Here is a 25,658-nt window from a genome sequence, read left to right on the forward strand (position 1 = left end):
GCTGGAGATAGCATGAATCACACTAACCGTCAGGAATCGATACTGGTACTGGGCGCGGGAGAACTGGGGTTTGAAGTGCTGCGCCACCTGGCCCAACACGCTGACAAGCATCCGTCAGTGCGTATTTACGCCCAGCTGCGGCCATCCACGATAGAGTCGACAGACCCCGCCAAAAAGCAGCACGTCGATCAGCTAAGGGCATTGGGCATCGAGACGGTGGCGGGCGATGTGGCCACCAGTGGACAGGAGGCGCTCGCCGCCCTTCTCGCCCCCTACGATACGGTCATTTCCTGTATCGGTTTCTCGGCAGGGCGTAGTACTCAGGTCAAGATTACCAAGGCCGTACTGAAAGCCGAGGTCAAACGCTATGTGCCGTGGCAGTTTGGCGTCGACTACGACACGATCGGCCGGGGCAGTGCCCAGGACGTTTTCGATGAGCAACTCGACGTGCGTGATTTACTGCGTGCGCAGAGTGGCACTGAATGGTTGATTGTGGCCACGGGCATGTTCACCAGCTTTTTGTTCGACCCCTCTTTCGGGGTGGTGGATCTCGAGCATGACAGCGTGCATGCGCTGGGTAGCTGGGAGAACCGGGTGACGGTGACCACGCCGGAGGATATCGGGCTTCTGACCACGGTAATCCTGTTTCACGAACCACGCTTTAAACATGACACCATCTTCGTTGCGGGGGATACCCTCAGCTACGGGGAGATGGCAGATGAATTGGAGCGCCAGCTGGGCCGGACGCTCACGCGTGAGGCGTGGTCAACCGATCACTTGAGCAAGGCCCTGGCCGCCGATCCCGATAACAACCTGCTCAAGTACCACGCGGTTTTCGCAGCCGGCGGTGGCGTCGCCTGGCCGAAGGAGACAACCTTTAATTATCGTCAGGGAATCGAAACGGTCGATGTTTCCACATGGATCAGCCGCCACCTGGTGAAGTGATGCTCAAACACCCTTCATGACCATGATGGCCCCACAAAAAAACCGCGCATGGCGCGGTTTTTTATTTGAAAGTGGGCAGCCTGCCCTGCGAGCGTTAAAGTCGTCGCTTTTTGCATTTTCCAGACGACTGATGATGCTTACCGCTGACGAGCACTTCGCCAACAGACACGACAGATATGGGATATCCAGATGGACCTGAAAGAGATCGTACAGAGGCAACTGACAGAGGCCGCTGAGGTGCTTGCCCGTTTCAGTCAGGATGAGACGCAGATCGAGGCCATCACGCAGGCCGCAGAGCTATTGGCAACCCGCTTCAAGGCCGGCGGCAAGGTGCTGGCCTGCGGCAACGGCGGCTCGCACTGCGATGCGATGCATTTTGCTGAAGAGCTGACCGGACGCTTTCGTGACCATCGCGCCGGGCTGCCGGCCATCGCCATTTCAGATCCGAGCCACCTATCTTGTGTGGCCAACGATTACGGCTATGAGCATGTCTTTTCACGGTATGTCGAGGCGCTGGGGCAACCGGGTGACGTTCTGTTTGGTCTATCCACATCCGGCAATTCGGACACCATCATCAAGGCAGTCGAGGCCGCCAGAGAACGAGGTATGCACGTCATACTGCTGACGGGCAAGGATGGCGGCAAACTGGCAGGCCAGGCCGACGTTGAGGTTCGCGTACCGCATTTCGGCTATGCCGATCGTATTCAGGAGATTCACATCAAGGTGATTCATTCCATCATTTTGATGGTGGAGCAGCTGATGGCATCAAAGGATTGAAGCGGCTGGTGGCGAGGCAATGCTCGAACACGGGAAAAGGTAACTGGGGGGCTGATCAAAACCGATCAAGAGAAGTGGCGCCCGAGGCAGGACTCGAACCTGCAACCCACGGCTTCGAAGGCCGTTGCTCTATCCAATTGAGCCACTCGGGCAGTGATGCGTTGCGCATCAACGGGCTCCATTCTAGCGGCCCAGCGCCTGCATGAACAGGGTGAATTTCATTGCCTTTTCAAGACGCTGTGTCGCCGTCCACCATTAGCCGGTCGCCGATGCCGGCTTCGGTCTGGATCAGCGAGGGTGCGCAGGGGTCATCATGGCACGCTGGCGCGAGCGGCCTTTTGCCTTCATGTCGAAAAGCGCCCACGGCAACCTGTTGTTTCCCACCTGACATTCCATCGCTGGTTGAGCTGGGCAGTCAGATGGCGGTGTAGGACAATGAGGCACACAGCAGCGCGAACAGCCCTGCTACTCTTTATCCTCACTGGAGCCACCTGACCCAACGGCATGCCGATTCCCGATTTTCATTCCTTGATGTATCCCCTCTTGCAGCTGGCCGCCGGGGCCGAGACGCTGCGCCTGCGCGACAGCTACGCCCCGCTTGCCGATGCCTTTGAGCTGACCCCACAGGAGCGCCATCAGCTCAGCCCCAGCGGTCAGCAGTATCTGTTCAACAACCGCGTGACCTGGGCGGCCAGCTACCTGCGCAAGGCCGGGCTTCTGGAATCGTGCGGGCGCGGGCTGGTGGCGATCACGCCGCAGGGCTATGTCACTCTGTGCGAAGTGCGCCACATCGACATGGCCTATCTGATGGGCTTTGAATCGTTTCAGGCGTTTCGCCGTCGCACCAGCAGCCCGCCCCGCGCCCGCAGTCTGGACGATCAGGAAACGCTGGACGATGTCCCGGACTGCCTGACCCCGCTGGAGAGCATGGAGGTCTCGTGGCGTGCCATTCGCGCCGATCTCGAGTTCGATTTGATCGAGCGGATGCAGCAGATCCACCCGGCGCGCTTTGAGCAGCTGGTGATCGATGTATTGATGACCATGGGCTATGGCTGCGGCGAATCGGCCGGTCAGAACGTGGGGCAAAGCGGGGATGGCGGTATCGATGGCATCATCAATGAAGACCCGCTGGGCCTTGAGACCATCTATCTGCAGGCCAAGCGCTGGGTGAATCCGGTGGGGCGCCCGGACATCCAGAAGTTTTCCGGTGCACTGTCCGGCAAGCGGGCACGCAAGGGCGTGTTCATCACCACCTCGCATTTCACCCGTGAGGCGCAGGAGTATGTCACGAGTCTTGAAACCCGCATCATCCTGATCGACGGCCCGCAGCTCGCGCGCCTGATGATCGATCACAACGTGGGCGTATCGACCGTGGATCGCTTCGAGATCAAGCGGCTGGACAGCGATTATTTTCTGGAAGAGTAAGGCACTGACTCAGGGTAGCCGGCCGCCCATGGCAGGCGGCCGAAGTACGGCTACTGAATGCTGTAGCCGCCATCAATTACCAGGTTAGCACCATTGATCATGTCGGCGGCATCGCTGGCGAGATAGAGCGCGCAGCCGGCAATCTCTTCCGGATAGACAAAGCGCCGGGCAGGAATCTTCTGTTTCATCTGCTCTCCCACCTCGCCGGCCCAGGCTTTCTGCCCCAGCTCAGTCAGCGCCACGGTGGGTGAAATCGCATTCACACGCAAGTTGCGTGGCCCCCACTCGCTGGCCAGTGTCTGGGTAATGCTGACCACCGCCGCCTTGCTGGCGCTGTAGGCCAGGTGCTTGTCCAGCGCGACCACCGCGGCCTGTGACGCCATATTGATGATGCGTCCACTACCCTGTTCGAGCATGTGCCGCCCCACCGTCTGACAAAGTAGAAAAACGCCCCTGAGGTTGACGGCCATGGTGGCATCCCAGTCTGCCTCGGAAAGCTCCTCAGCTGGGGCCAGCGCTACGATGCCGGCATTATTGACCAGTATATCGATACCGCCCAGCTCCCCGATCACATGCTCGACACAGGCCTGTACGTCGTCGCTCGAGGTCACATCGCCCTGTACCGCAATGGCCCCGCCGCCGATGTCACGAGCGGCGTCATGAACCCCTTCGCTGCGATCTAAAAGGGCCACGCGCGCGCCCTTTTCGACATAAAGCTCGGCGATGGCGCGACCGATGCCCGCTGCCCCACCGCTGATCAGCGCCCGGCGTCCGGTTAGTGAAAAATCCTTGCTGTAGCCTCGGTATTCCATGGGTGCCTCCTCCTGTTGGCATACATGCTTTCAAGCTTGGCGCCGTCCAGCAGAGCGACGCCATAGTCCCTTATTGCTGCGAGCCATAATCGCCGGAGGCAAGATTGCGGCGGATCAGCTCGGGCAGGTCGGCCAGAAACTGCGAACGGTTTTCATACATCTGCTGGTAGTACTGGCTGGCATTTTCCTCGTTCACAATGGGCATCTCGATAAAGATCTCTTTGGGCACCTCTTGGCCCCGAGCGGCGTTGGCGGCCACCTGCAGCGCCATACCCAGCTGCAGCGGTGCATTCTGCAGGTTGGTCATCAGCTGACGACCGGCGTCAACGTTTTGCAGGCCTGCTTCAATGCCATCAATCCCGACAATCGGAATATCGTTGACACGGCGCTGACGCATGGCTCGAATCGCGCCCACTGCCATGTCATCGTTTTCCGAGATCACACCGTCAATCTCTTCGCCATAGCGCGACAGCCAGGAAGCCATGATGTTGTAGCCCTCCTCCCGCTTCCAGTCACCAGGGCGCATGGCCAGCACATTAACGTCAGGATGTTCGGCCAGAACGTTTTCGATGCCCGTGGTGCGATCAATCGTGCCCGACTGACCTAGCGGGCCCTGTAAAATGACCACGTTGCCCGATCCACCGATTGCCTCGATCAGCGCGCGAGTTTGATTTTCACCCGCCGTGATGTCATCCGGGCCGACGTAGGCGTTGAGAAACTGCTTGCCAGGCTCAAATATCTTGACATTGGTGCCAATAACCGGGATACCGCGATCGCGAGCTGCCTTGATCTGTGGTCCCAGGGCAGCCGAGTCGACGGCATCGACCACGATGGCGTCCATCCCCTGAGCAATGAACTGATTCATGTGCGCCACCTGAGAAGCCACCGAGTTGTCGGCGCTGGCCCAGCGCAGATCAATATTGTTGGCCCGTGCCACTTCATCGACACCTTCCCGCCCCGAGGAGACCCAGCCGGACATGGCATAAACGGTGTAGCCGATAGTCAGCGGCTCGTTATTTCCTTGTGCTTCACTCTCCTGAGCCTGCGCCATACCAATTAGCGACAGCCCGTACATCACGGCCGCACCAACGACCAGTTGCCTGAACCACTTTGCCTTTTTCATGATTATTCTCTCCTTCGGGATGGTTGGCTTGCGTACCGCAGATGGAAATCGGCCATCTAGACCAGTTTCCGACGGTTTGCGACCGTGTCGAGGTACACGGCAAGAATGATGATAAAGCCGCTAATAATGTGCTGGTAGAACGGCGAAACGTTCAGGATTGTCAGACCGTTATCGATGGTTCCCAGCAGAATCACCCCGAACAGGGCGCCAGCTATTGAGCCGCGGCCGCCAGCCAGACTGATTCCACCAATAACCGGGGCTGCGATGGCAATCAGTTCATAGCCAGTGCCAGTAGTGGCAATACCGGCAGTAATCTGCGAAGCCAGAAGCACTCCCGCCAATCCGGATAATGCTCCGGAGATGACAAAGGCCGAAATCAATACTCTCCGAATTGGCAGTCCTGCTACAAAAGCTGCTTGGATATTGCCGCCCACGGCATAGACATAGCGACCCAACCGGGTCCGTGACAAGGTGAGCCAAAGTAGAAGAAAGACAGCAAACATGATGTAGATCGGGATCGGAATGCCGAACCAGGAGTAAACCGAGATATCCAAAAAGGCCATGTTGTTGATTGAAATCTGTTGGCCGTTGCTGAGTACGTATCCGAATCCCAGTGCGATCGACAGCGTTCCCAGAGTGGCTACAAAGGCGGGAATGTTGAGCAACGCTACAGCGATACCATTGAGCATGCCGATGACAATACCGGCAAAAACGCCGCCCACTATTGCTATCAATGCCCAGCCGATGCCGGTATTTCCTTGCATGATCAGTGCCGCCACCACGCCGGCCAGCCCTACCACGCTTCCTACAGAAAGATCGATCCCCCCGGACAGCACGACCACACCCTCACCAAAGCCGATCAGGGCATACACCGATATCAACATCAGAATCGAGATGATGTTGTAAAAAGAGATGAACTGGGGCTCGACAATCGCCAGCGGCACTACGTAACAGGCAAAGGCAATCCAGACCACCAGCGACGCAAGGCGAGCGCGACTGAACAGCGCACTGAATGTCTTTTGCGGTCGCGAGCGAGCGGCTGTCTCCGTATGGGCTGTGCTCATCGAGTGTTCTCCTTTGGGTCGGTCGGGACATGCAGGCAATCAGGCACCGATAGCGGCACGTACAATTTCTTTTTCATCAAACGCATCGCGCTCAAGGCTTTGACATATGGCGCCATCCCGGAACACGGCAATACGATGAGAAAGCGTCATCAACTCAGGCAGCTCGGATGAAGAGACCACGATCGCAATGCCATGACGGGCCAGGTCAACAATGATGGCGTAGATATCCGCTTTGGCCCCCACATCGATGCCGCGGGTGGGTTCATCCAGCAGCAGTACCTGGGGGTCGTCAGCGATCAGACAGCGCGCCACCATCGCCTTTTGCTGATTGCCGCCGCTAAGCGCTGCGACTGGCGTGCGTGCTCCGAAGTATTTGGTATGCAGGCTTTCCAGCGCTTCACGACTGACGTTTTCCTCCTGCCCGCGCCTGATCCAGCCGCCAGGGCCGGTAAAACGCGCGAGGTTGGACAGAATGGTGTTCTGCGCAATATCCAGCGACAGCACCAATCCGGCCTCCTTGCGATTTTCCGGTATATAGATCAAACCGCGCTTGAGGGAGTTCGACGGCGATCGTTTTGTGTAGGGCTGTCGAGCCAGCTTTACATCGCCGGTACGGGCGGTGTGCAGGCCATAGACCGATTTAAAAAAGGCAGTGCGCCCTGAGCCGGCGATGCCGGCCAGCCCGACGATTTCTCCCGGTCGAACGCTGAAATCGAAAACGCCCTCATGACCTTCCGACGTCTGACGTGTGGCATAGTTGCTGACGCTCAGGACGGGATCTGTCTCTTTGATGGGCGGCAGATCCAGCTGCTGTTCAGCCAGTTCGCGTCCCACCATGGCGCTGATGATCTCATTTGACGAGAGACGCTCGATTGGGGCTGTCAGGGTGATCTTTCCATCGCGCAGCACTGCGATGTCATCTGCCATCTGCTCGACTTCATCCATCTTGTGCGTGGTAAAGACCACCGAAGTACCGGCATCGCGCAACCGCCTGACAATCTCGAAAAGATGTCGGGTTTCATTGCGCGTCAGTGATGAGGTGGGCTCGTCGAGCAGCAGAACCCGCGGGCGTCGATGCCAGGCCCGAATAATTTCAACAATCTGAGCGTATGAAAGGCTGATCTGTTCGATACGATCATCGGCCGCAATCGGAATATCGAACTCATCAATGGCCGCCTGGGCCTCTTGAGTCATCCGTGATGACTTTAAAAAACCGCCGGTGCGAGCGCCTTGCGTCAGTTCCCGGCCGAGAAAGATGTTATTGGCGACCGTCAGATGAGGCACCAGTGACAGTTCCTGAGTCACAATTTCGATGCCACTTGCCTGCCCGGCACTAGGCGAATATTCGGTGATCTCTTCACCATCAACGACGATGGCCCCCTGAGAGGGCGCCAACAGACCGGCCAGAATACTCAGCATGGTGGACTTGCCGGCACCGTTCTCACCCATCAGCGCCATGACTCGACCCGGATAAAGTGACAGGTTGATCTCATCAAGCACGACAGAAGTACCAAAGCGTTTGCTGATATCCCGGTATTCCACCACTGCGACTGCAGCATCCGAGCTTTTGTATTCGACGTTCTTCGCCATGAGGCACCTTTTCCCTTTTCTCAGCAGCGCCATCGCCTCCCGGCGCGCTCAACAGCTTTCTTCCAACAAAATAGCAACACATCGCTCTTATGAGCGGTATCGCCTATTAGTCGCAATCTCGTCGTAATAGGACAGTCGATGTATCGAATTCCTGAGCCTTGTGCCGCGCCAATACAAACGGAAAAACCAAGCATTCATGAGGCGGAAACCCGGGATAGACCACCGCTTGGCCGTGGTCGGAAGAAGGTTATGACAGCGCACCTGCTGTGCCGAACAGGCGCTGCCCATGTCAGGTAGCACGATTGGGCTGGCGACCGTAATCCTTGAACTTATCGATCACTCGAGTCATTTCCTGGCGATCCAGTATGTGAGGCGTTCCGATCGATCTGGCGATCACGTACTGTCGTGCCAGCGTTTCTACCTCGACCGCTAGCCACATGGCACGGCCAAGCGTTGCGCCGCATGCAACCATGCCGTGGTTGGCCATCAGACACGCTCGTCGGTTTTCCAGTGCCTCCAGCAGGGCTTCGGAGAGGGCGTCAGTGCCAAAGGTTTCGTAGCGCGCGCAGGGCACCGTTTCCCCTCCTGCCGCCGCCACCATATAGTGCGCGGCAGGGATATCCTGACGGCACATGGCAAGGGCTGTGGCATGCACAGGGTGGCTGTGCACCACTGCATCGAACGCGTCATATCGGTTCAAAATAGCCAGATGAAAACGCCATTCGCTGGAGGGGTTGAGCTCACCGTGCGGCTGGCCCTGCTGATCGACAAAAACAATGTCATCGGCGCTCATCTCCCGGTAATCGACGCCGCTGGGGGAAATCAGCATCCCCCGCTCGTGACGCAGGCTAATATTGCCGGAAGTGCCCTGATTCAGGCCGGTCCGGTTCATTTCCAGGCAGTGATCAACGATCATCTGCCGCTTGTCGTTTTCGTTCATATCATCTGTCCGGGCGTTATCAAGAAAAGACATCCATCAGAGCAAAGGAAACAGTTCATCCTATCCCTGCCATGTCTTTGGCATACCGACCACTTCGATAATCCTCATGGTGTCGCTCAGCGATGTCACGAGTAGCTTCCAGCGATACGATGCCGGCTTTGGACCCCAGCCCCGATAGCACAAGCGATGAAACAGCAGTAGCAAAACAGGCAGAAAACTCGAGACTCCAGCCATGATGCAGACCGACAATAATGCCGGCCGAATAACCATCGCCGCAGCCGGTCGTATCTACCGGCTGCAAGCCGGCAATCGCCGGTACGTGAATCCGCTCGTCAAGATCGCGTCCAGCCAGATAGCTACCCTTCTCGCCCAACGTCAGGATCACATTGGCGGCCCCCTTTTCGAGGTAGTAGTCGATAATTTGGTCAGGATCATCAAGACCGGTCAGCACCTGCGCTTCGTCGATGCTGGGGATAAAGTAATCGGTCCACGGCATGAGTGGATCGACCGCCTCACGCACTTCGGGTCGGGCAAAAATCAGGTCCAGCGTCGTTATGCAGCCATTGCCCTTGGCGCGGCGCATGAAATCCAGCGCCGGCTCTCCATCGAATTCACCCAGCAGCCCGATACCGCCCACATGGACAATGCGGCTTTGTAGGGCCCGCTCGACGGCGGCTGCATCCGGTCGGTAGCCGCCGGCAGCTCCCCGGAAATGCCAGTGGCGCCGCTCACCGGAACCGCCGCTGGCAATCATTGATGCCGAGGTGGACAGATGGGCAAGGCGTTCAAGCCCGCCGGTGTCGACGCCACACGCCGCCAGATTGTGGAAAATGAAATCAGCCTTCTCATCGTTACCGAGCGCTCCGGCAGCGTGGACATTCATGCCCAGCAGCGCGCAGTCGACCGCTACCCCCCCGGCGGTTCCCGCTACCGTGAACACAATGTCATCAATGAACTGACCGGTGCCCTCATCCGGTAATGATGTGATCGCTCGGCCGTGCACATCGACCACATAAAGTCCCACGATGGATGCATCAAAAGCAGACATGGCAATCTCCCGATCTGGATGGTCAGGCCTTTTACGCTCGAGCTGGACGCACTAATCGCCCACCCGGTAAAATCGAAGCCTTTTCACTCAAATGAAAACACCCTCGCTCTTTTGTGCGGTATTCCCATTTCGTAGGGTCTTTTTCAGGTAGCAAGGAGCAATTCATGTCCAGCGATCAGGAGACAGGTCTTCTGGCAGCAAGTGTGGCGCAGCGGTTTTACATCGATAACGATTCCAAGATTCAGATCGCCGAGGATCTGGGCATCTCCCGCTTCAAGGTAGCGCGATTGCTCGATATGGCGCGTGAGAAAGGCATGATCGAATTTGTGATTCGTCCGCCCATTGAGGTGCACACGGCGCTGTCGAGCGAAGTACGTCGCCGCTTCGGACTGCGTGAAGCCGTGGTCGTGGAATCCTTCGTCGAAGAGGACGATTCGGTTCGCACTCGACAACAGATCGGTCGCGCCGCTGCAGCGCTGCTAAGTGACTTGGTGGCCGAAGACGACGTTCTGGGAGTGGGCTGGGGTCGTACTACCAGTGCCATGGTGGATCAGCTTTATCAGTTGCCTGCATGTGCCGTCGTACAGATCTGCGGCATTGTGGGCACACCCGGCGAAAATTCGCTTGACATGATCCGGCGTATTACCGAACGCAATCGGGGCGTGGCCTATCCCATGTACGTACCGCTGATGGTGTCGGATGCCGCCATTGCCGATAGTCTGCGTCACGAACAGGGCGTGGCGGCTGCAATGGAACAGTTCGCCAACGTGACGGCGGCAGCCATCTCGATTGGTAGTCTCCACCCGCTTCAGTCACAGCTGACGCAGCGCCTGACGAAGGAAGAGCAGCAGATCATTGTCGATTCAGGTGCAGTTGCCGAGGTTCTTGGTACATTCATTCGTGCCGATGGCAGCCGGTTTACCGACTTCTCACGACGCACTCTGGCAATGGGCTTTGAAGAGATGCGCCGGATCGACAACCTCATGGTACTCGCCAGCGGCGCTTACAAGGCTGAAGCCGTCAGAGCCGCCTTCGCGGCCGGTCTAGGCAATATTCTAGTGACCGACCGTCGCCTTGCGGAAAGATTACTGGATGGTCATGACAACGCCCGAACACATCAATGACGTGCCCGGGTGCCGCCTTGATAACGTCTCGGACGAAGGCTCAGAAAAACATCCGCACCGCCAGAAACAGCACCGTGGGCGCCAGCAGAATGCCCAGCCCGGTATAGAAGGTGGCGGTCATCGCCCCATAGGGCACCAGGCGTGCGTCGGTGGCGGCAAGTCCTGCCGCGACCCCGCTGGTGGTGCCGATCAATCCGCCAAAGATCATCGCCGAGCGCGGGTTATCCAGCCCGATCAGGCGCGCCACCATGGGCGTGACGATCATGGTCAGAATCGATTTCACAAGCCCTGCGGCAATGGAGAGCGCGACGACCTCGGAACTCGCCCCCAGCGTGGCGCCGGTAACCGGGCCCACGATGTAGGTCACCGCCCCTGCCGCGATGGTGGTGATGTCCACCGCGCTGGTATAGCCAAAGGCCACGGCCACCACGGCGCCGGCGAAAAACGACACCAGTACACCGGCAAAGAGCGCGATCAGCCCGCGCATGCCGGCCTTTTTGATCTCGCTAAAGCGCACCCCATAGGCGGTGGCGATGATCGCCAGATCACGCAGCATCCCACCGCCCATCAGGCCCAGTCCGGTAAAGAGCGACACATCCGCCAGCCCGTTGCTGCCGCCGGTATAGACCCCGCCAAAGTAGGCCAGCGCCAGCCCGATCAGGATGGCGATCGCCGAGCCGTGCAGTCGCCCGGCGGTAAATCGCCGGCTCATCCAGTGCGAAACGAACATGGTCAGGCCGATCACGGCAAAGGCCGCAATCAGGTGATACTTGTCCAGCAGTGACATGATGGAATCGTTCATGAAACTCTCCGTGAGCCACAGCGCGAGGCCGTATCCGGGCCGTCAGCGATACAGTGGCAAGGCATGATCAATGAGGGCGACCCGGCGCCGGTGCCGGCCGGGCATCCAGCGGTGTGGCATCTTCAACGCGCTTGCCGGTGAGCAGCGGCACCATGGCAAGCCCCAGCACCACGGACAGGGCACCCGCCAGAATCGCGACCATGCCGCCGCTGAACGCCGCCGCCACGTTCTGACTGGCGGCCATCGCGACCACGATGGGGATGTACATCGCATTCCAGAAGTTGATCCCGCTTTCGGTGCTCTCCGGCAGATGATCATGCGTTTTCAGATAGCTGGTCACGAAAATCAGCAGCAGCATGGCAATCCCCACGCCGCCAAGATTGGCATTGATGCCCAGAAGCTGCCCCAGTACATCACCAATGATCAAACCGACCAGCATGCAGCCGGCCAGTAGTGCCACGCCATAAATCACCATGCCCATCTCCTTGTGTCTGCTGGTCTGACCGCCCACCGCCTGGGTCTTGCGGTGGTCAGGTCGATAACGACGTCAACGGATATTGCTTATTGTTGTGGCGGCCCTAATGTGTAGCGGCCCTGGCAGGCGGCCACCCTAGTGGTGGGCAGCCGTCTGCTGGTAGGTGTCAGCGTAGCGCTCACGCAGGACATTCTTTTGCACCTTGCCCATCACGTTGCGGGGCAGTGACTCGATGAAAAACACGCGCCCGGGCTGCTTGTAGCGGGCCAGCTTGTCCTTGAGGGCCTCCAGCACCTGCGCCTCATCGAGGCGGGCGTTATCCCGCAACACCACGGCCGCCGTCACGCCCTCGCCCAGATCCGGATGTTGCACGCCGATCACCGCCGACTCCGAGACTTCCGGCAGCGCGTCGATCCACTGCTCGATCTCCTTGGGATAGACGTTGTAGCCGCCCGAGATCACCAGATCCTTGTCGCGCCCAACGATGTTGAGATAGCCCTTCTCGTCGATCAGACCCAGATCACCGGTGATGAAAAAGCCGTCATCCCGAAACTCTTCGCGGGTCTTGTCCGGCATGCGCCAGTAGCCCTTGAATACGTTGGGCCCGCGCACCTCGACCAGCCCCGTCTCGCCATCCGGCAGGGGCTTGCCGGTGTCTCGATCGGTAATGCGCACCTCGCTGCCGGGCAGCGCCATGCCGACCGTGCCGGGGCGGCGTTCGCCATCGTAGGGGTTGGAGGTGTTCATGTTGGTCTCGGTCATGCCGTAGCGCTCGAGAATGGCGTGACCGGTACGCTCGAAAAAGTCGTGATGGGTTTCGGCCAGCAGCGGTGCCGAGCCCGAGATGAAAAGGCGCATATTGGCAGTGCGCTCGCGATCAAGCCGCGGGCTGGCCAGCAGTCGGGTGTAGAAGGTCGGCACGCCCATCAGCACCGTGGCGCGCGGCATCAGATCGAGCAGCTGCTCGACATCCAGACGCGGCATCAGCGTCATCGAGCCGCCCACGGTGAGGGTGACGTTACAGGCCACGAACAGCCCGTGGGTATGAAAGATCGGCAGCGCGTGCAGCAGGTGATCCTGTTCGGTGAACTGCCAGGTCTCGACCAGCGCCTGGCTGTTGGCGGCCAGATTACCGTGGGTCAGCATGGCGCCCTTGGAGCGCCCGGTGGTGCCGGAGGTATACAGAATCGAGGCCAGATCATCCCGGCCCACTTCGGCGATCTGCGGCTCCTCACTGCCCGCCTCGGACTTGTCCATCAGGGTACCGTCGCTTGCCACGCCCAGACTCTCGACATGGGCCACGCCGCAGCGTTCGGCAAGCCCCCGGGCCTGCTCAAGGTCATCGGGTCGGCAGATATACAGCCGCGGCTCGGCATCATTGAGGAAATATTCGATTTCCGACTCGGTATAGGCGGTATTGAGCGGCAGCCAGGCCGCGCCCACCTGCAACGCGGCCAGATAGAGCATCAGCGCCTGCGGGCTCTTGTCGACCTGCACCACCACACGGTCGCCCGGGCTTACCCCCAGCGCCTTCAAAACACTGGCAAAGCGGCGCGAGCGGGCCAGCACGTCGGAGTAGCGATACTGGTCCCCTTCGGGGGTGTCGATCAGCACCTTGTCGGGATGGCGCTCGAAGTGCGGATAGAACTGCATGTAAAGGTTATGGTTCATGAAAACTCCTGCCGATGGTTCCCTTGATGCCTGTCACCCGGCCTGAAGCCGGGCGCCCTGCCCGCTCCGGACACCGGATCAGGCGTTGTCCTTCGAGGCCAGGCGCTTGCGGCCGGACCTTGCCTGGCGACGAACCTCGTTTGAGCAGACCACCGTGCCCTCTCGACTGAAGGCTTCATGGTTCTGCTCGATACGATCAAGCTCGTAGAGATAGTTGACCATCAGGCCATGGGCCTGCTGACAGCCCTTCTCGGAGGTATCCCCCGGCCAGTTGATGCGATGCAGGCTGGCACCGTTGCCCAGATGGAAACGGGCCACCGGGTCCAGCGGCTGCCCCTTGTGGCTGCGCGCCTCCAGCAGATAGTGCGCGGCCAGGGACCGCAGCTCGGGGGCCAGGCGCTGGCGCTCCTTTTCATCGATGGTCCAGCTGGCCCGATCAAGGGCGGCGCAGAGCTCGTCATCCTCGGCGAGCTCCCCTTCTTCGCGCTGCGTCTCGAGCCAGCGGGCAAAGCCCGGGACCGGCGAGAGCGTGACGAAGTTGGTCAGTCCCGGCAGGTCGCGCTTGAGCTCCTGCACTACCTGCTTGATCAGGAAATTGCCAAACGAGATGCCCTTGAGCCCGCTCTGGCAGTTGCTGATGCTGTAAAACGCGGCCGTATCGGCCTCACCCGGCGCCACTTCCTCACCGCCGGCAAGAATGGTCTGGATGTTGTCAGGAATGCCCTTGCACAGCGCCACCTCGACAAAGATCAGGGGTTCATCGCCGGTGGCCGGATGGAAGAAGGCGTAACAGCGCCGATCACCGGGGTCGAGCCGGCGGCGCAGGTCCGACCAGTCCTGAATGGCGTGTACCGCCTCATAGCGAATGATCTTTTCCAGCACCGCGGCCGGCGTGTTCCAGCCAATGCTTTCCAGCATCAGGAAACCGCGGTTGAACCAGGAGACAAACAGGTGAGCAAAGTCATCATCGAGCGGGGCGAGTTCGGGGCTGGTTTTCAAAAATCGCAGCAGGTCAGCACGCATGGCCACCAGCTCATAGGTGCCGCCCGGGCACAGATTGAGCCGGCGCAGCAGGTGCTGGCGACGCGGTTCGCACACTGAGAAAAGCTTTTGAAGCGTGGCGTTGTCTTCACGCTCGCTCCACTCCCGATAGGCCTTGTGGATGTCGTCGCTGTCAGCGGCGTAGTGCTCGGCGAGCATCTCGAAAAAGGCCAGCTTGTCGGCATCATCAAGGCTTCGATAACGCGTGAGGGCCTGCTGGGCAATCAGGATCTGGGAGGCTTCCCCGCCGCGCTGCATGAGCGTTTCACAGCTTGAGGCCAGCTGCGCAAGGCTGGCGGTCTTGTCGTTACTTTCACCGTCGGTACTGCGAAACCGTTCACGGGTGCGGCGCTCAATACTCGATAGCAGCTCCTGGAGGAAATTCATGTTGACGTTCATGGCGGCCCTCTTCGATGGCGTGAACGGGAATCCCGGCGCTCGGCGATGAGTATTGCTTGTCATCAACCGGAAAGTTACTGTTCATATACATGTCACCGTTTTGTTATATATAACAATCCGCGCGCCGACCGGGGGTGTCAACATGGGAGAAAGTCTATTGAATGAAAGTCCAGGACGGCGAATCCCACAGGCGCAGCGGCTTCGTGATCTGCTGGAAGACGCCATCGTCGAGGGCCACTACGCCCCGGGCGACCGCCTCGACCCTGAAGCGCTGGCGCGACAGTATCATTGCTCGCGCACGCCCATTCGCGAGGCGCTGACCCAGCTGGCCGTCTCCGGCATGGTGAAGGTGGCACCCAAGCGCGGCACTTTCGTGGCACGTCTGAGCGTCACCGAACTGGTGGAACGCTTTGAGGTGATGGCCGAGCTTGAAGGCATGTGCGGCCGGCTGGCCGCGCGGCGCATGACGAATGAGAGCCTGATGGCACTGCAACAGGCGCAGGTCGAGTGTCGTCAGTGCATGCTCGAGGGGGACGTCAACGGCTATTACTACAAAAATGGCGAATTTCATCGCCTGATCTATGAGGCCGGGCACAACGCCTTTCTGGCACAGGAAGCCAGACGCCTCCACGCCATGCTAAAGCCCTATCGGCGTCTGCAGCTGCATGCCCGCCACCGGCTGGAAAGCTCCTGGTGTGAGCATGAACGCATTGTTGCGGCCCTGATGGCAGGTGATGCCGAGACTGCGCAGCGCGAGCTCAGGGAGCATGTGCTGCTTCAGGGTGAGCGATTCAACGATCTGGTGGCCTCGATGCAGCGCCTGGAACAGGCGCAGACCTGACACCACCGATTCGTGGCACTGTCGATGGGTGACGTCTCGATGGGTGACGTCTCGATGGGTGACGTCTCGATGGGTGACGTCTCGATGGGTGACGTCTCGATGGGTGACGTCTCGATGGGTGACGTCTCGACAGGTGGCATCTCGACAGGTGACAGCGGCGTCAGTGTTTTTCGCGATAGGCCGTGTAGGTCTGCCTGGCACGAGAGAAGTGCTGCCTGACCGCCTGGTCGGCACGCTCGGGATCGCGGGCCAGAATAGCGTCCAGAATGGCCTGATGCTCCCCCGCCACCATTTCCAGATAGCGCCGTGCCGTCTCGACGTTCAGCTCGTTGTCGACCAGTCGGGCACGGGGGATGGCCTCCTGGCTGAGCGGCTCATAAAAGGACAAAAAGAAGGGATTGTGTGTCGCCTCGATCAGGGCGTGATGGAACTGATAGTCCTCGTGGCGTGCCTGTCGACCCTGTTTCATGGCCTCCAGAAAGGCTGCATGGGCGCTTTCAAGGCGGCGGGCATCCGCCTCATCATGTCGCTCGGCGGCAAGCGCTGCGGCCTGAGGCTCCAGCGTCAGGCGAAGCTCCAGCACATGCAGAATATCCTCCACCGTATTGGCACTGATGCGCCGGGCCGGCGACGGCTCCAACTGACGCGCCTGGATGACACGCGTGCCGATCCCGCGTCGGGTTTCGATCAGCCCCGAGGAGCGCAGATGGGCAATCGCCTCACGCACGGCGGTGCGGCTGACGCCAAACATGTCGCACAGCTCGCTTTCGGTGGGCAGCTTGTCACCCACGGCGATCTGGCCGTTGGCGATCGAGGCCTCCAGCTGTCGGGCAATCTGTGCTGACAGGCTGCCCTGCTGAGTAATGCGTTCAAGTTTGAGCGTCTTCATGGGAATCATCTGCTGTTGTGTAGTGGCCGGTATCGGTCACGCGCGAAAGCAATACCGTACAGGCTGTGTGCCCTGCCCGGCCAACCGGATTGCACCATCCTTTCTGACAGCGCTACACGGACGTTAGTGCCGGCTCACCACCCAGTACCCGATTCAGGTTGTCGGCGGCCAGATCACACATGGCGTTGCGCGTTTCAAACGTTGAAGAGCCGATATGCGGCAGCAGCACGGCATTATCAAGGGACAGCAGCGCGGAATCGGAGGCCAGCGGCTCACGTTCGTAGACATCAAGGCCTGCGTAGTAGAGTGTGCCGTCCTGCAGACAGGCGATCAGATCGTCTTCCCTGACCACCTGCCCGCGCGAGATATTGATCAGGATCGCCTTGTCGCGCGTGGCGGCCAGCAGCCTGCGATCAATCAGCCCTCGCGTGTCTTCCGACAATGCCACGGTCACCACGATAAAGTCTGATTCACTGAAAAGCGTTTCCAGCGAGACCTGGCGGGCATCGAAGGTGTCTTCGAGTTCCGGCTTGTCGCTGCGGTTATAGAAAACGACCGGCATGTTGAAGCCGTGATGACCGCGCTGGGCGACTGCCTGGCCGATGCGCCCCATGCCCACCACACCCAGCGTCTTGCCGGTGATGTCGATGCCAAAGTCGGCACGACCCAGCGAGGCCTGCCACTGGCCGCCGCGCACCTTGCGCTCCATCTCGCCGGCGCGCCGGGCGGCCATCATCAAAAGCAAAAAGCCGGTATCGGCCGTGGCATCAGTGAGCACTTCGGGTGTATTGGTCAAAACGATATTGCGAGCGCGGATCTCGTCGAGCGGATAGGCATCCACCCCCACCGACACGCTGGCAATCACCTTCAGACGTGGCGCGCCATCCAGCAGCGCCTTGTCGAATTTGACGTTGGAGCCGATAAAGGCGTCCGCTTCCGCCATCGCTTCCCGAAAAGCCTGCCGGTCGTCATCACTGGCCAGACGCTGGAAGTGCGTCACGTGATAATCAGCCTGCAGCGTCGTCAAAAGCTCCGGGTAGAGCTCGTGAACCACCACAATATTGTGTGTCATGTCATTGTCCTGTCAGTTTGAAACGGCGTTGGCTTTTTTGTCCCGCCAGGTGGCGCGCAGGGAGAAGGCAACAAACACCAGCGCCAGTACCAGAAAGGTCACGCTGATGGGACGGGTAAAGAAGGGTTCCCAGCTGCCGTCAAAGGTCTGCAGTCCGCGACGCAGGTTGGTTTCCGCCACGCCCCCCAGAATCAGACCGATCACGGCGGGCGCCACGCCAAAGCCGAAACGGGCCAGGAAGAAACCCAGCACGCCGAGTGCCATCATCAGATACACGTCGAAGTAGTCACTGTTGATGCTGAACACGCCGATGGCGCAGAAGATGAAAATCAGCGGCAGCAGATAATGCTGGGGAACCCGCAGAATGCGTACGAACAGACGGATACCCCACCACTGCACGAACAGCATCATGATGTTGGCCAGCAAAAAGGCCACGAAGATGCCGTAAATCAGCGTGGCCTGGGTATCAAAGAGCATCGGGCCCGGCTGAATGCCCTGGATCATCAGACCGCCAATCAATACGGCAGTGGCACCTTCACCGGGAATGCCCAGCGTCAGCATCGGGATCAGCGCCCCGCCCACCATGGCATTGTTGGACGACTCGGAGGCAATGACACCTTCCGGTGCGCCCTTGCCGAACTCCTTCGAATTTTTGGAAAAACGCTTGGCCTGGTCATAGGCCATGATCGAGGCAATACTGCCGCCGGCACCCGGCACGGCCCCCACGCCGGTACCGATCAGAGAGCTCATCAGCAACAGCTTCCAGTTGCGCAGTACTTCACGCATCCGCGGGAAGGCCCCTTCGAGCGCGTTCTCCACCTTCATGGACGGGCGCTTTTCATGCATCTTTTCCATGTCCAGCAGCAGCTGGGAGACGGCAAAGATACCCACGATCACGGCCAGCAGGCTGATACCGGTCAGAAGCGACATCTGGCCAAAGGTCAGTCGCATGGCACCGGTGACCTGATCGGCGCCGACCGTCGACATCAGCATGCCGATCAGGCCCACAATCAGGCCCTTGATCAACGAGCCACCGGAGATCGATACGATGATCATCAGCCCCAGAATGCTCAGGGAGAAGTACTCGGCCGCCCCGAACTGCAATGCAATCGAGGCAATCAGGGGTGAGACCAGCATCAAAATCAGGGCACTGATGGTGCCGCCCAGAAAGGAAGCCGCCACCGACAGGCCCAGCGCCTTGCCCGCACGGCCATTGGCCGCCATGGGCGCGGCGTCAAAGGTGGTGGCAATGGAGCCCGGAGTGCCCGGCATGTTGAGCAGGATGGCCGGCACCGAACCGCCGGCAATGGCGCCGCAGAAGGCCCCCAGCAGCATGCCGATACCGGCGATGGTATCCAGCCCATAGGTCAGGGGCAGCAGCAGGGCCACGGCCATGGCGGCCGAAAGACCCGGCAGCGCCCCCAGGATAATGCCTAAAAAGGTGCCGGCCAGTATGGCCAGCAGGGTCAGCGGACCAAAGAGCTGAATGGTCTCTGTCAGTGTTTGCATAAAACCTCCCGCTATTCAGCTCAGAATCTGACCTTGAGCATCTCGACAAACACGCCATAGATGATGCCCGTACCGATCAGTGCAAAGGCAATTACTCGCGCCCAGAACGCCGGTTTGGCCAGTAGTCCCTTGCGGTCAGCAGAAATCAGGCAGATAAGAAGCGGCATTAAAATGAGGTAAAAAAACGTGGAAACCACAAACCCTGCCACGCTCATTGCCCATATATAAGCGGTGCTGAGCACGATAAACAGGATCAGGTTCAAAATCCCCTGCCGCGAAATTGCCGGCAGGGTATCCGCTTTTTTTCCCTTCAAAAGACTGGCTGCGACATTCAACAAAGCCAGTAAAGCGATGGCGAATGTGATAGCACTCGGAAAGGTCGCCGGCGCAATGGAGCCGTGCGCTCCGCCGGGGATATCCATGGCCGCCACACAGAGAAAGGCGGCCACTCCTGCCAGCAACAGGCTGAAAAAGGCTTCCTGAAGATGACCTTTCATGGCAATGCTCCTCAGCTGTTTTCGCTGGCAACCTCTTGCGCGACCGGAATCAGTTCCTGCGCCAGATCATCAACATACTGGTCGAATTCCTCACCGGAGCGGAAATTAACCTGAATGCCCAGCTGCTCGATGCGCTTGACGAAGGTCGGGTCCTGCGAGGCCTTCTCGAGCGCGCTGAGCCAGCGCTCGCGGGTCTGCTCGTCCATGCCCTTGGGTGCGGCCACACCGCGCCAGTTGGAGATGTCGATATCGTGGCCCAGCTCCTTCATGGTGGGCACGTCCGGCAGGGAGTCACTGCGTTCGCCGCTGGTCACCACGAGCGGTTTCATCTGACCAGATTCCAGCGCACTGCGAAGGTCCATCGGGTCCATGACCACGCCATCGATATGGCCGCCCATGACCGCCGCCGTCGCATCGGGAGCGCCCTGATAGGAGATGGTATCGAAGTTGGCGCCCAGCTCCTTGCCGACCAGCACACTCATGATGTGGGTGGAAGAGCCGATGCCGGCAAAGCCGATTTTCAGACGGCGATTATGCTCGCCACCGGGGAGAATATCCTCGACGCTGTCGATGCCGAGTTTGCTGTTGACTGCCAGCACATAGGGCACGGAATAAAAGCTGGCAAGGTAGTCGAAATCTTCATACTTGAAGTTGACATTGCCCATGCCCTGCTGGGTAAACACCTTGTTATCAATGGCGACAACCGTGTAGCCATTGGGTCGCGCCTGCATGGCTTTCATGAACCCGATCGCGCCGCCACCCCCGGTCAGATACTGGGGAATGATATTGACGCCCAGATCCTTCTCGAGACCTTCCTGCAGCGAGCGAATCAGGTAATCGGAACCGCCACCCGGCGAGGCCGGAGAGATAAAGGTAATGTCGTCATCAGGGAAGTCGGCAGCCATGACCGTTGAAGAAACTGTAGCCATGCTGACAGCCATGGCGATGGCAACACACCCTTTCTTCAGAGCAAATTTTTTCATGTCCGGCCTCATCAATGTCTCGGCTTTCAAAAGTCATACATCATACATAAGTGATAATACGCCTTTTGAACCGGCTTGCTCTGCTCCTTTAGTCCATCCCTCGACCATTGTATAAAATCAAAAAAGGGTCTGCCTATCGGCAGACCCCTTCATTCAATCCGGATGGATTGTCAGACCCGAAAATCAGTCCTCACGCTTGCCATCCACCAGCCGCTTGAGCTGATAGGGGTTGGACTCACGCAGGGCTTCCGGACGCAGCTCATCCGGCAGGTTCTGATAGCAGACCGGGCGCAAAAAGCGCTTGATGGCGGCTGTACCGACCGAGGTGGTACGGCCGTCGGAGGTCGCCGGGAAAGGCCCGCCATGCACCATGGCATCGCTGACTTCAACGCCGGTCGGCCAGCCGTTGACCAGAATACGGCCCGCCTTGCGTTCCAGAATCGGCACCAGCGCGCGAGCGCTGTCCATATCGGCGTCATCCATCTGCAGGGTAGCGGTCAGCTGCCCTTCGAGATGCTCGGCCACCGCTGCCAGCTCATCACTGTCAACGCACTCGATGATCAGCGAGGTCGCACCGAAGACTTCATCCTGCAGTTCGGTATCGGCCAGGAAAGTCTGCGCCGAGGCGGCATAGAGACCGGCCTGACACGTATAGGCGCCCTCACCGGTCGGACCACGACCCAGTTCGGTCACACCACTGCGCTGTGACAGATGCTCGACACCCTCACGATAGGCATCGCTGATGCCGGGGGTGAGCATGGTCTGGGCGTTGGCATCGGCCAGCGCTTCGGTGGCTGCCTGCTTGAAGGTCTCCAGCGCCTCGCCCTTGATGGCAATGACCAGCCCGGGGTTGGTACAGAACTGCCCGGCGCCCATGTTCAACGAGCCGACAAACGCCTTGCCCATCTCGCGGCCGCGCGCCTTGAGCGCTTCCGGCAGCGGGAAGACCGGGTTGATGCTGCTCATCTCGGCGTAGAAGGGAATCGGCTCATCGCGCGACTGCGCCACTTTCCACAGAGCCATGCCGCCGCTGCGTGAACCGGTAAAGCCGGCAGCCTTGACGCGCTTGTCACTGACCAGCGCCGTGCCAACATCGCGGCCCGAGCCGTACAGCAGGGAAAAGACCCCTTCCGGCAGGTTGCAGCGCGAAACGGCCTTTTGAATGGCGCGGCCGACCAGCTCGGACGTGCCCGGATGGGCGCCGTGCGCCTTGACGATGACCGGGCAGCCAGCCGCCAGAGCGGACGCTGTATCACCACCGGCGACCGAGAAGGCCAGTGGGAAGTTACTGGCACCAAAGACCACGACCGGGCCCAGACCAATGTGACGCTGGCGCAGGTCGGTACGCGGCATCGGCTGACGATCCGGCATGGCCTGATCGACGCGTACGTCCAGCCATTCACCGTCACGTACGACGCGAGCGAAGGTCCTCAGCTGACCGCAGGTACGCCCACGCTCGCCCTGAATACGTCCTTCGGGCAGACCGGTTTCGGCAACGGCGCGTTCGACCAGCGCATCACCGATCGCCTCGATCTCATCGGCAACGGTTTCCAGAAAGACAGCGCGCTCTTCAAGCGATGTTTCCCTGTACTGATCAAAGGCCTGCCAGGCCAGCGCGCAGGCCTGTTCGACCTCGTTGCTGCTGCCACCGTTGTAGACCGGCTCCAGCTTGTAGCCCGTGGCAGGATTGATGGCCTGAACCGGATCGCGTGTGCCCTTGATGGCGTGCTGTCCGATAAGAAGTTCGCCTGTCAGTTGCATCTTTCTCTCCTGATGGTTGCGTTGCGTATTGCCAGGTTCAGCGCACCAGCGCGGGGCGCTTGGGATCAAAAGCCCAGCCGTCGATCAGATACTGCATGGCTGTGGCATCGTTGCGGGCGCGCACATCCAGCGAGCGATAAAGCGCGTGCGCTTCATCAAGTTTGCCCTGATCCAGCGTCACACCCAGTCCGGGCGTTTTCGGCACGGTCAGCTTGCCGTCGTGAATTTCAAACGGGGCCTCGGTCAGGCGCTGACCGTCCTGCCAGATCCAGTGGGTATCAATGGCCGTGATCTCGCCCGGGCAGGCGGCTGCCACGTGCGTCATCATCGCCAGTGAAATATCAAAGTGGTTGTTGGAGTGTGACCCCCACGTCATGCCCCACTCGTCACACAGCTCACCAACCATGACGGCGCCCTGCATGGTCCAGAAATGGCAGTCCGCCAGCGGAATGTCGACCGAATTCATGATGGCCGCGTACTGCAGCTGCTTGAAGTCGGTGGCAATCATGTTGGTGGCCGTGCGAAGACCGGTGCGGCGCTTGAACTCCGCCATGGTTTCGCGCCCTGACCAGCTGCCTTCCTGACCACAGGGGTCTTCGGCATAGCTGAGAATGTCGCGAATCGGTTCCAGCACCCGAATTGCCTCTTCCAGTGACCAGGCCCCATTGGGGTCCAGCGTCAGCCGTGCGTCGGGGAAAATCTCGTGCATGGCGCGAATGCAGTCGGCTTCCTGCTCACCGGCCAGTACCCCGCCCTTCAACTTGAAGTCACGAAAGCCATAGCGCTCGTGTGCGGCTCGGGCAAGCTCGGCCACGGCGGCCGGCGTCAGCGCTTCCTGACAGCGTAGTCGCTCCCAGTCATCGCGTGGGTTTTCAGCGGTGGGATAGGGAAGGTCGGTCTTTTTCGGATCACCCAGCAAAAAGAGATAGCCCAGCGCCTCGACCTCATCGCGCTGGCGGCCCAGGCGACCCAGCAGATCGGCCACCGGCGTCTCGACAGCCTGCCCGTAAAGGTCCAGCAGCGCCGATTCAATGGCCGTCAGTACATGTACCGCTACCCGCAGGTCAAAGGTCTGACGGCCGCGTTCTTCCGGCCCGCCCTGGGCCAGCAGTTTTTTGGCACTGTTGAGCGTGCTCCGCCAGGCATTGAGATTGGTGCCTTCCACCAGCGAACGGCACTTTTCAAGCCCTTTCAGAATCCCTTCGCTGGAAGGAATCTCGCCCACACCCTTGTTGCCGGCGTTGTCTTCAAGGATCAGGACACAGCGCACAAACCAGGGGGCATGCCCGCCACTGAGATTGAGCAGGAAGCTGTCATGACCCGCGACCGGCACAATGGTCATGCGTGTAATGGTAGGCAGTGACATACAGGGCTTCTCCTATGAATGGGGAGTCGTTTGGCGACGGTTCTGCCACAGGGTGAAAAACAGGAATGCCGCAGAGACCAGCAAAAACGTCAGACTGATCGGGCGCGTGACCAGCACGCTCCAGTCGCCACCGGAGAGCAAGAGCGCCCGGCGAATGTTGGATTCGGCAATGGGCCCCAGAATCAGGCCCAGAATGACCGGCGCCGTACCAAAGTCATAGCGGTTGAGGAAATAGCCCAGCACCCCGAAACCCAGCATCAGATAGACATTGAAGATATCGGCATCGACGGCGTATACCCCGATCACACAGAACATCAGGATCAGCGCCATCAACAGCTTGCGCGGTACCTGCAGCACCTTGACGAACAGCTGAATGCCGAACCACTGGATCAGCAGCATGAAGATGTTGGCGACAAAAAAGGCGATGAAGATGCCGTAAATGATCGAGCCATTATCGGTAAAGAGCGTCGGCCCCGGGCTGATGCCCTGGATCATCAGACCGCCCATCAGTACGGCCGTAGCCGCCTCCCCCGGAATGCCCAGCGTCAGCATCGGGATCAGCGCCCCGCCGACCAGCGCATTGTTGGAAGACTCCGAAGCCACGATGCCTTCAGGATGCCCGGTGCCGAATTTCTCCGGCGTCTTCGACATTTTCTTGGCCTGATCGTAGGACAGAAACGAACCGATGCTGCCGCCGGCGCCTGGAATGGCGCCAACGATTGTGCCGATCACCGAACTCGAGGCCAGCACCTTCCAGTGACGCAGGGTTTCCATCCAGCGCGGCCGGGCATGATCCATCTTGTTCTTGCTGTGCTCAACGGGCCCACCGCTGAAGTAGTCGACCACGTCCTTGAGCACCTGAGAGACGGCAAACAGACCGATCAGCGCCGGCAGCAGATTGACGCCGGTCAGCAGCGACAGGTTGTTGAAGGTGTAGCGCTGCACGCCGGCGACCGGGTCGGTCCCTACCGTAGCGATCAGCAGTCCGATCAGACCGGCCACCAGCCCCTTGATCAGGGATTTACTGGAAACCGAGGCGATAATAACCAGCCCGAAGACGCTCAGCGCAAAATATTCGGCCGGGCCGAAACGCAGTGCAAAGTCGGCAATGGGCGGTGCCAACAGGCTCAGCACCACGGCGCTGAAAATACCGCCGATGAACGAGGCCACGATACAGATGCCCAGTGCCCTGCCGGCTTCCCCCCGGCGCGCCATGGGAAAGGCATCCAGCGTGGTGGCTACCGAGGACGGCGTACCGGGAATGTTCAACAGTGTGGCCGACACCGACCCACCGGCGATGGCCCCGCACAATGTGCCCAGCAGCATGCCCATGCCCATGACCGGCGGCATGCCAAAGGTCAGCGGCAGCAGCAGCGCAATGGCCATTGCCGCGGTCAGACCCGGCAGCGCGCCCATGATCAGACCCAGCAGCGTGCCGGCACCGATGACCAGCAGCACATGCCATTGAAAGACCAGTCCGAGCGCCTCTAGATAATCTCCCATG

At 59.7% G+C, this 25,658-nt stretch carries 23 protein-coding genes and 1 tRNA gene; 5 read left to right on the forward strand and 19 right to left on the reverse strand.

All coding sequences use genetic code 11. The features are described from left to right. The first annotated feature begins 12 nt into the window (after positions 1 to 12). Both C8D72_RS05525 and lpcA read left to right on the forward strand, forming a co-directional pair. Positions 13 to 945 (forward strand): aromatic alcohol reductase, encoded by a 933-nt coding sequence (locus tag C8D72_RS05525; RefSeq protein WP_115853341.1) that lies wholly within the window; start codon positions 13 to 15, stop codon positions 943 to 945. Between the two features lie 189 nt (positions 946 to 1,134). Then, the gene (lpcA, locus tag C8D72_RS05530; protein WP_115853342.1) at positions 1,135 to 1,722 is read left to right on the forward strand and encodes a D-sedoheptulose 7-phosphate isomerase; all 588 of its coding nucleotides are present in this window, start codon (positions 1,135 to 1,137) and stop codon (positions 1,720 to 1,722) included. 75 nt (positions 1,723 to 1,797) lie between these two features. Here the strand turns inward: lpcA and C8D72_RS05535 are convergent. Next, positions 1,798 to 1,874 (reverse strand) — tRNA-Arg (locus tag C8D72_RS05535). Positions 1,875 to 2,253: 379 nt separating this feature from the next. Here C8D72_RS05535 and C8D72_RS05540 point away from each other — a divergent pair. Continuing rightward, positions 2,254 to 3,147 (forward strand): restriction endonuclease, encoded by an 894-nt coding sequence (locus C8D72_RS05540; RefSeq protein ID WP_245955179.1) that lies wholly within the window; start codon positions 2,254 to 2,256, stop codon positions 3,145 to 3,147. A 50-nt stretch (positions 3,148 to 3,197) separates the two neighbouring features. Here C8D72_RS05540 and C8D72_RS05545 read toward each other — a convergent pair whose 3' ends face one another. The 6 genes from C8D72_RS05545 to C8D72_RS05570 form a co-directional block, all read right to left on the reverse strand. Further along, positions 3,198 to 3,959, reverse strand: a complete 762-nt coding sequence (locus C8D72_RS05545) for an SDR family oxidoreductase (RefSeq protein ID WP_115853344.1) — start codon at positions 3,957 to 3,959, stop codon at positions 3,198 to 3,200. Between the two features lie 70 nt (positions 3,960 to 4,029). After that, positions 4,030 to 5,082, reverse strand: coding sequence for a substrate-binding domain-containing protein (locus C8D72_RS05550; RefSeq protein WP_115853345.1), 1,053 nt, complete (start codon positions 5,080 to 5,082; stop codon positions 4,030 to 4,032). Between the two features lie 56 nt (positions 5,083 to 5,138). Beyond that, positions 5,139 to 6,146, reverse strand: a complete 1,008-nt coding sequence (locus C8D72_RS05555; RefSeq protein WP_115853346.1) for an ABC transporter permease — start codon at positions 6,144 to 6,146, stop codon at positions 5,139 to 5,141. A gap of 39 nt (positions 6,147 to 6,185) precedes the next feature. Beyond that, positions 6,186 to 7,736 (reverse strand): sugar ABC transporter ATP-binding protein, encoded by a 1,551-nt coding sequence (locus C8D72_RS05560; protein ID WP_170140507.1) that lies wholly within the window; start codon positions 7,734 to 7,736, stop codon positions 6,186 to 6,188. Between the two features lie 289 nt (positions 7,737 to 8,025). Beyond that, positions 8,026 to 8,676 carry a class II aldolase/adducin family protein gene (locus C8D72_RS05565; protein WP_115853348.1) on the reverse strand — a complete coding sequence of 217 codons (651 nt, stop codon included), beginning with the start codon at positions 8,674 to 8,676 and terminating at the stop codon, positions 8,026 to 8,028. A gap of 55 nt (positions 8,677 to 8,731) precedes the next feature. Further along, complete coding sequence (locus C8D72_RS05570) at positions 8,732 to 9,724, reverse strand: carbohydrate kinase family protein (protein WP_115853349.1); 993 nt, start codon at positions 9,722 to 9,724, stop codon at positions 8,732 to 8,734. A 164-nt stretch (positions 9,725 to 9,888) separates the two neighbouring features. Between C8D72_RS05570 and C8D72_RS05575 the strand changes: the two genes are divergently transcribed. Continuing rightward, the gene (locus C8D72_RS05575; RefSeq protein WP_115853350.1) at positions 9,889 to 10,848 is read left to right on the forward strand and encodes a sugar-binding transcriptional regulator; all 960 of its coding nucleotides are present in this window, start codon (positions 9,889 to 9,891) and stop codon (positions 10,846 to 10,848) included. 40 nt (positions 10,849 to 10,888) lie between these two features. Here the strand turns inward: C8D72_RS05575 and madM are convergent, their stop codons facing one another. The 4 genes from madM to C8D72_RS05595 all read right to left on the reverse strand — a co-directional run bounded on the left by madM (position 10,889) and on the right by C8D72_RS05595 (position 15,236). After that, positions 10,889 to 11,650 carry a malonate transporter subunit MadM gene (gene madM / locus C8D72_RS05580; protein WP_115853351.1) on the reverse strand — a complete coding sequence of 254 codons (762 nt, stop codon included), beginning with the start codon at positions 11,648 to 11,650 and terminating at the stop codon, positions 10,889 to 10,891. Positions 11,651 to 11,717: 67 nt separating this feature from the next. After that, the gene (madL, locus tag C8D72_RS05585; RefSeq protein WP_115853352.1) at positions 11,718 to 12,125 is read right to left on the reverse strand and encodes a malonate transporter subunit MadL; all 408 of its coding nucleotides are present in this window, start codon (positions 12,123 to 12,125) and stop codon (positions 11,718 to 11,720) included. A gap of 135 nt (positions 12,126 to 12,260) precedes the next feature. Beyond that, the gene (locus C8D72_RS05590; protein WP_115853353.1) at positions 12,261 to 13,796 is read right to left on the reverse strand and encodes a malonate--CoA ligase; all 1,536 of its coding nucleotides are present in this window, start codon (positions 13,794 to 13,796) and stop codon (positions 12,261 to 12,263) included. Between the two features lie 78 nt (positions 13,797 to 13,874). Further along, entirely contained in the window at positions 13,875 to 15,236 is a 1,362-nt protein-coding gene (locus C8D72_RS05595) for a malonyl-CoA decarboxylase (protein ID WP_245955154.1), read from the reverse strand. 157 nt (positions 15,237 to 15,393) lie between these two features. Between C8D72_RS05595 and C8D72_RS05600 the strand changes: the two genes are divergently transcribed. Further along, a complete protein-coding gene (locus C8D72_RS05600; protein WP_245955155.1) occupies positions 15,394 to 16,077 on the forward strand; it encodes a GntR family transcriptional regulator in 684 nt (227 codons plus the stop codon). Positions 16,078 to 16,237: 160 nt separating this feature from the next. Here the strand turns inward: C8D72_RS05600 and C8D72_RS05605 are convergent, their stop codons facing one another. The 8 genes from C8D72_RS05605 to C8D72_RS05640 all read right to left on the reverse strand — a co-directional run bounded on the left by C8D72_RS05605 (position 16,238) and on the right by C8D72_RS05640 (position 25,657). Further along, positions 16,238 to 16,966, reverse strand: coding sequence for a FadR/GntR family transcriptional regulator (locus C8D72_RS05605; protein WP_245955156.1), 729 nt, complete (start codon positions 16,964 to 16,966; stop codon positions 16,238 to 16,240). 112 nt (positions 16,967 to 17,078) lie between these two features. Beyond that, positions 17,079 to 18,038 carry a 2-hydroxyacid dehydrogenase gene (locus C8D72_RS05610; RefSeq protein ID WP_115853357.1) on the reverse strand — a complete coding sequence of 320 codons (960 nt, stop codon included), beginning with the start codon at positions 18,036 to 18,038 and terminating at the stop codon, positions 17,079 to 17,081. Between the two features lie 12 nt (positions 18,039 to 18,050). Next, the gene (locus C8D72_RS05615; RefSeq protein WP_115853358.1) at positions 18,051 to 19,547 is read right to left on the reverse strand and encodes a tripartite tricarboxylate transporter permease; all 1,497 of its coding nucleotides are present in this window, start codon (positions 19,545 to 19,547) and stop codon (positions 18,051 to 18,053) included. 20 nt (positions 19,548 to 19,567) lie between these two features. Then, positions 19,568 to 20,044 (reverse strand): tripartite tricarboxylate transporter TctB family protein, encoded by a 477-nt coding sequence (locus C8D72_RS05620; protein ID WP_115853359.1) that lies wholly within the window; start codon positions 20,042 to 20,044, stop codon positions 19,568 to 19,570. A gap of 11 nt (positions 20,045 to 20,055) precedes the next feature. Next, positions 20,056 to 20,973, reverse strand: a complete 918-nt coding sequence (locus C8D72_RS05625) for a tripartite tricarboxylate transporter substrate binding protein (RefSeq protein ID WP_170140508.1) — start codon at positions 20,971 to 20,973, stop codon at positions 20,056 to 20,058. A 237-nt stretch (positions 20,974 to 21,210) separates the two neighbouring features. Then, positions 21,211 to 22,788, reverse strand: coding sequence for an aldehyde dehydrogenase (NADP(+)) (locus C8D72_RS05630; RefSeq protein WP_115853361.1), 1,578 nt, complete (start codon positions 22,786 to 22,788; stop codon positions 21,211 to 21,213). A gap of 37 nt (positions 22,789 to 22,825) precedes the next feature. Further along, positions 22,826 to 24,154 (reverse strand): enolase C-terminal domain-like protein, encoded by a 1,329-nt coding sequence (locus C8D72_RS05635; RefSeq protein WP_170140509.1) that lies wholly within the window; start codon positions 24,152 to 24,154, stop codon positions 22,826 to 22,828. 12 nt (positions 24,155 to 24,166) lie between these two features. Continuing rightward, positions 24,167 to 25,657 carry a tripartite tricarboxylate transporter permease gene (locus C8D72_RS05640; RefSeq protein WP_115853362.1) on the reverse strand — a complete coding sequence of 497 codons (1,491 nt, stop codon included), beginning with the start codon at positions 25,655 to 25,657 and terminating at the stop codon, positions 24,167 to 24,169. Between the last annotated feature and the right edge of the window lies 1 nt (position 25,658).

This window comes from Kushneria indalinina DSM 14324 (assembly GCF_003385845.1).
GTDB classification, from domain to species: domain Bacteria; phylum Pseudomonadota; class Gammaproteobacteria; order Pseudomonadales; family Halomonadaceae; genus Kushneria; species Kushneria indalinina.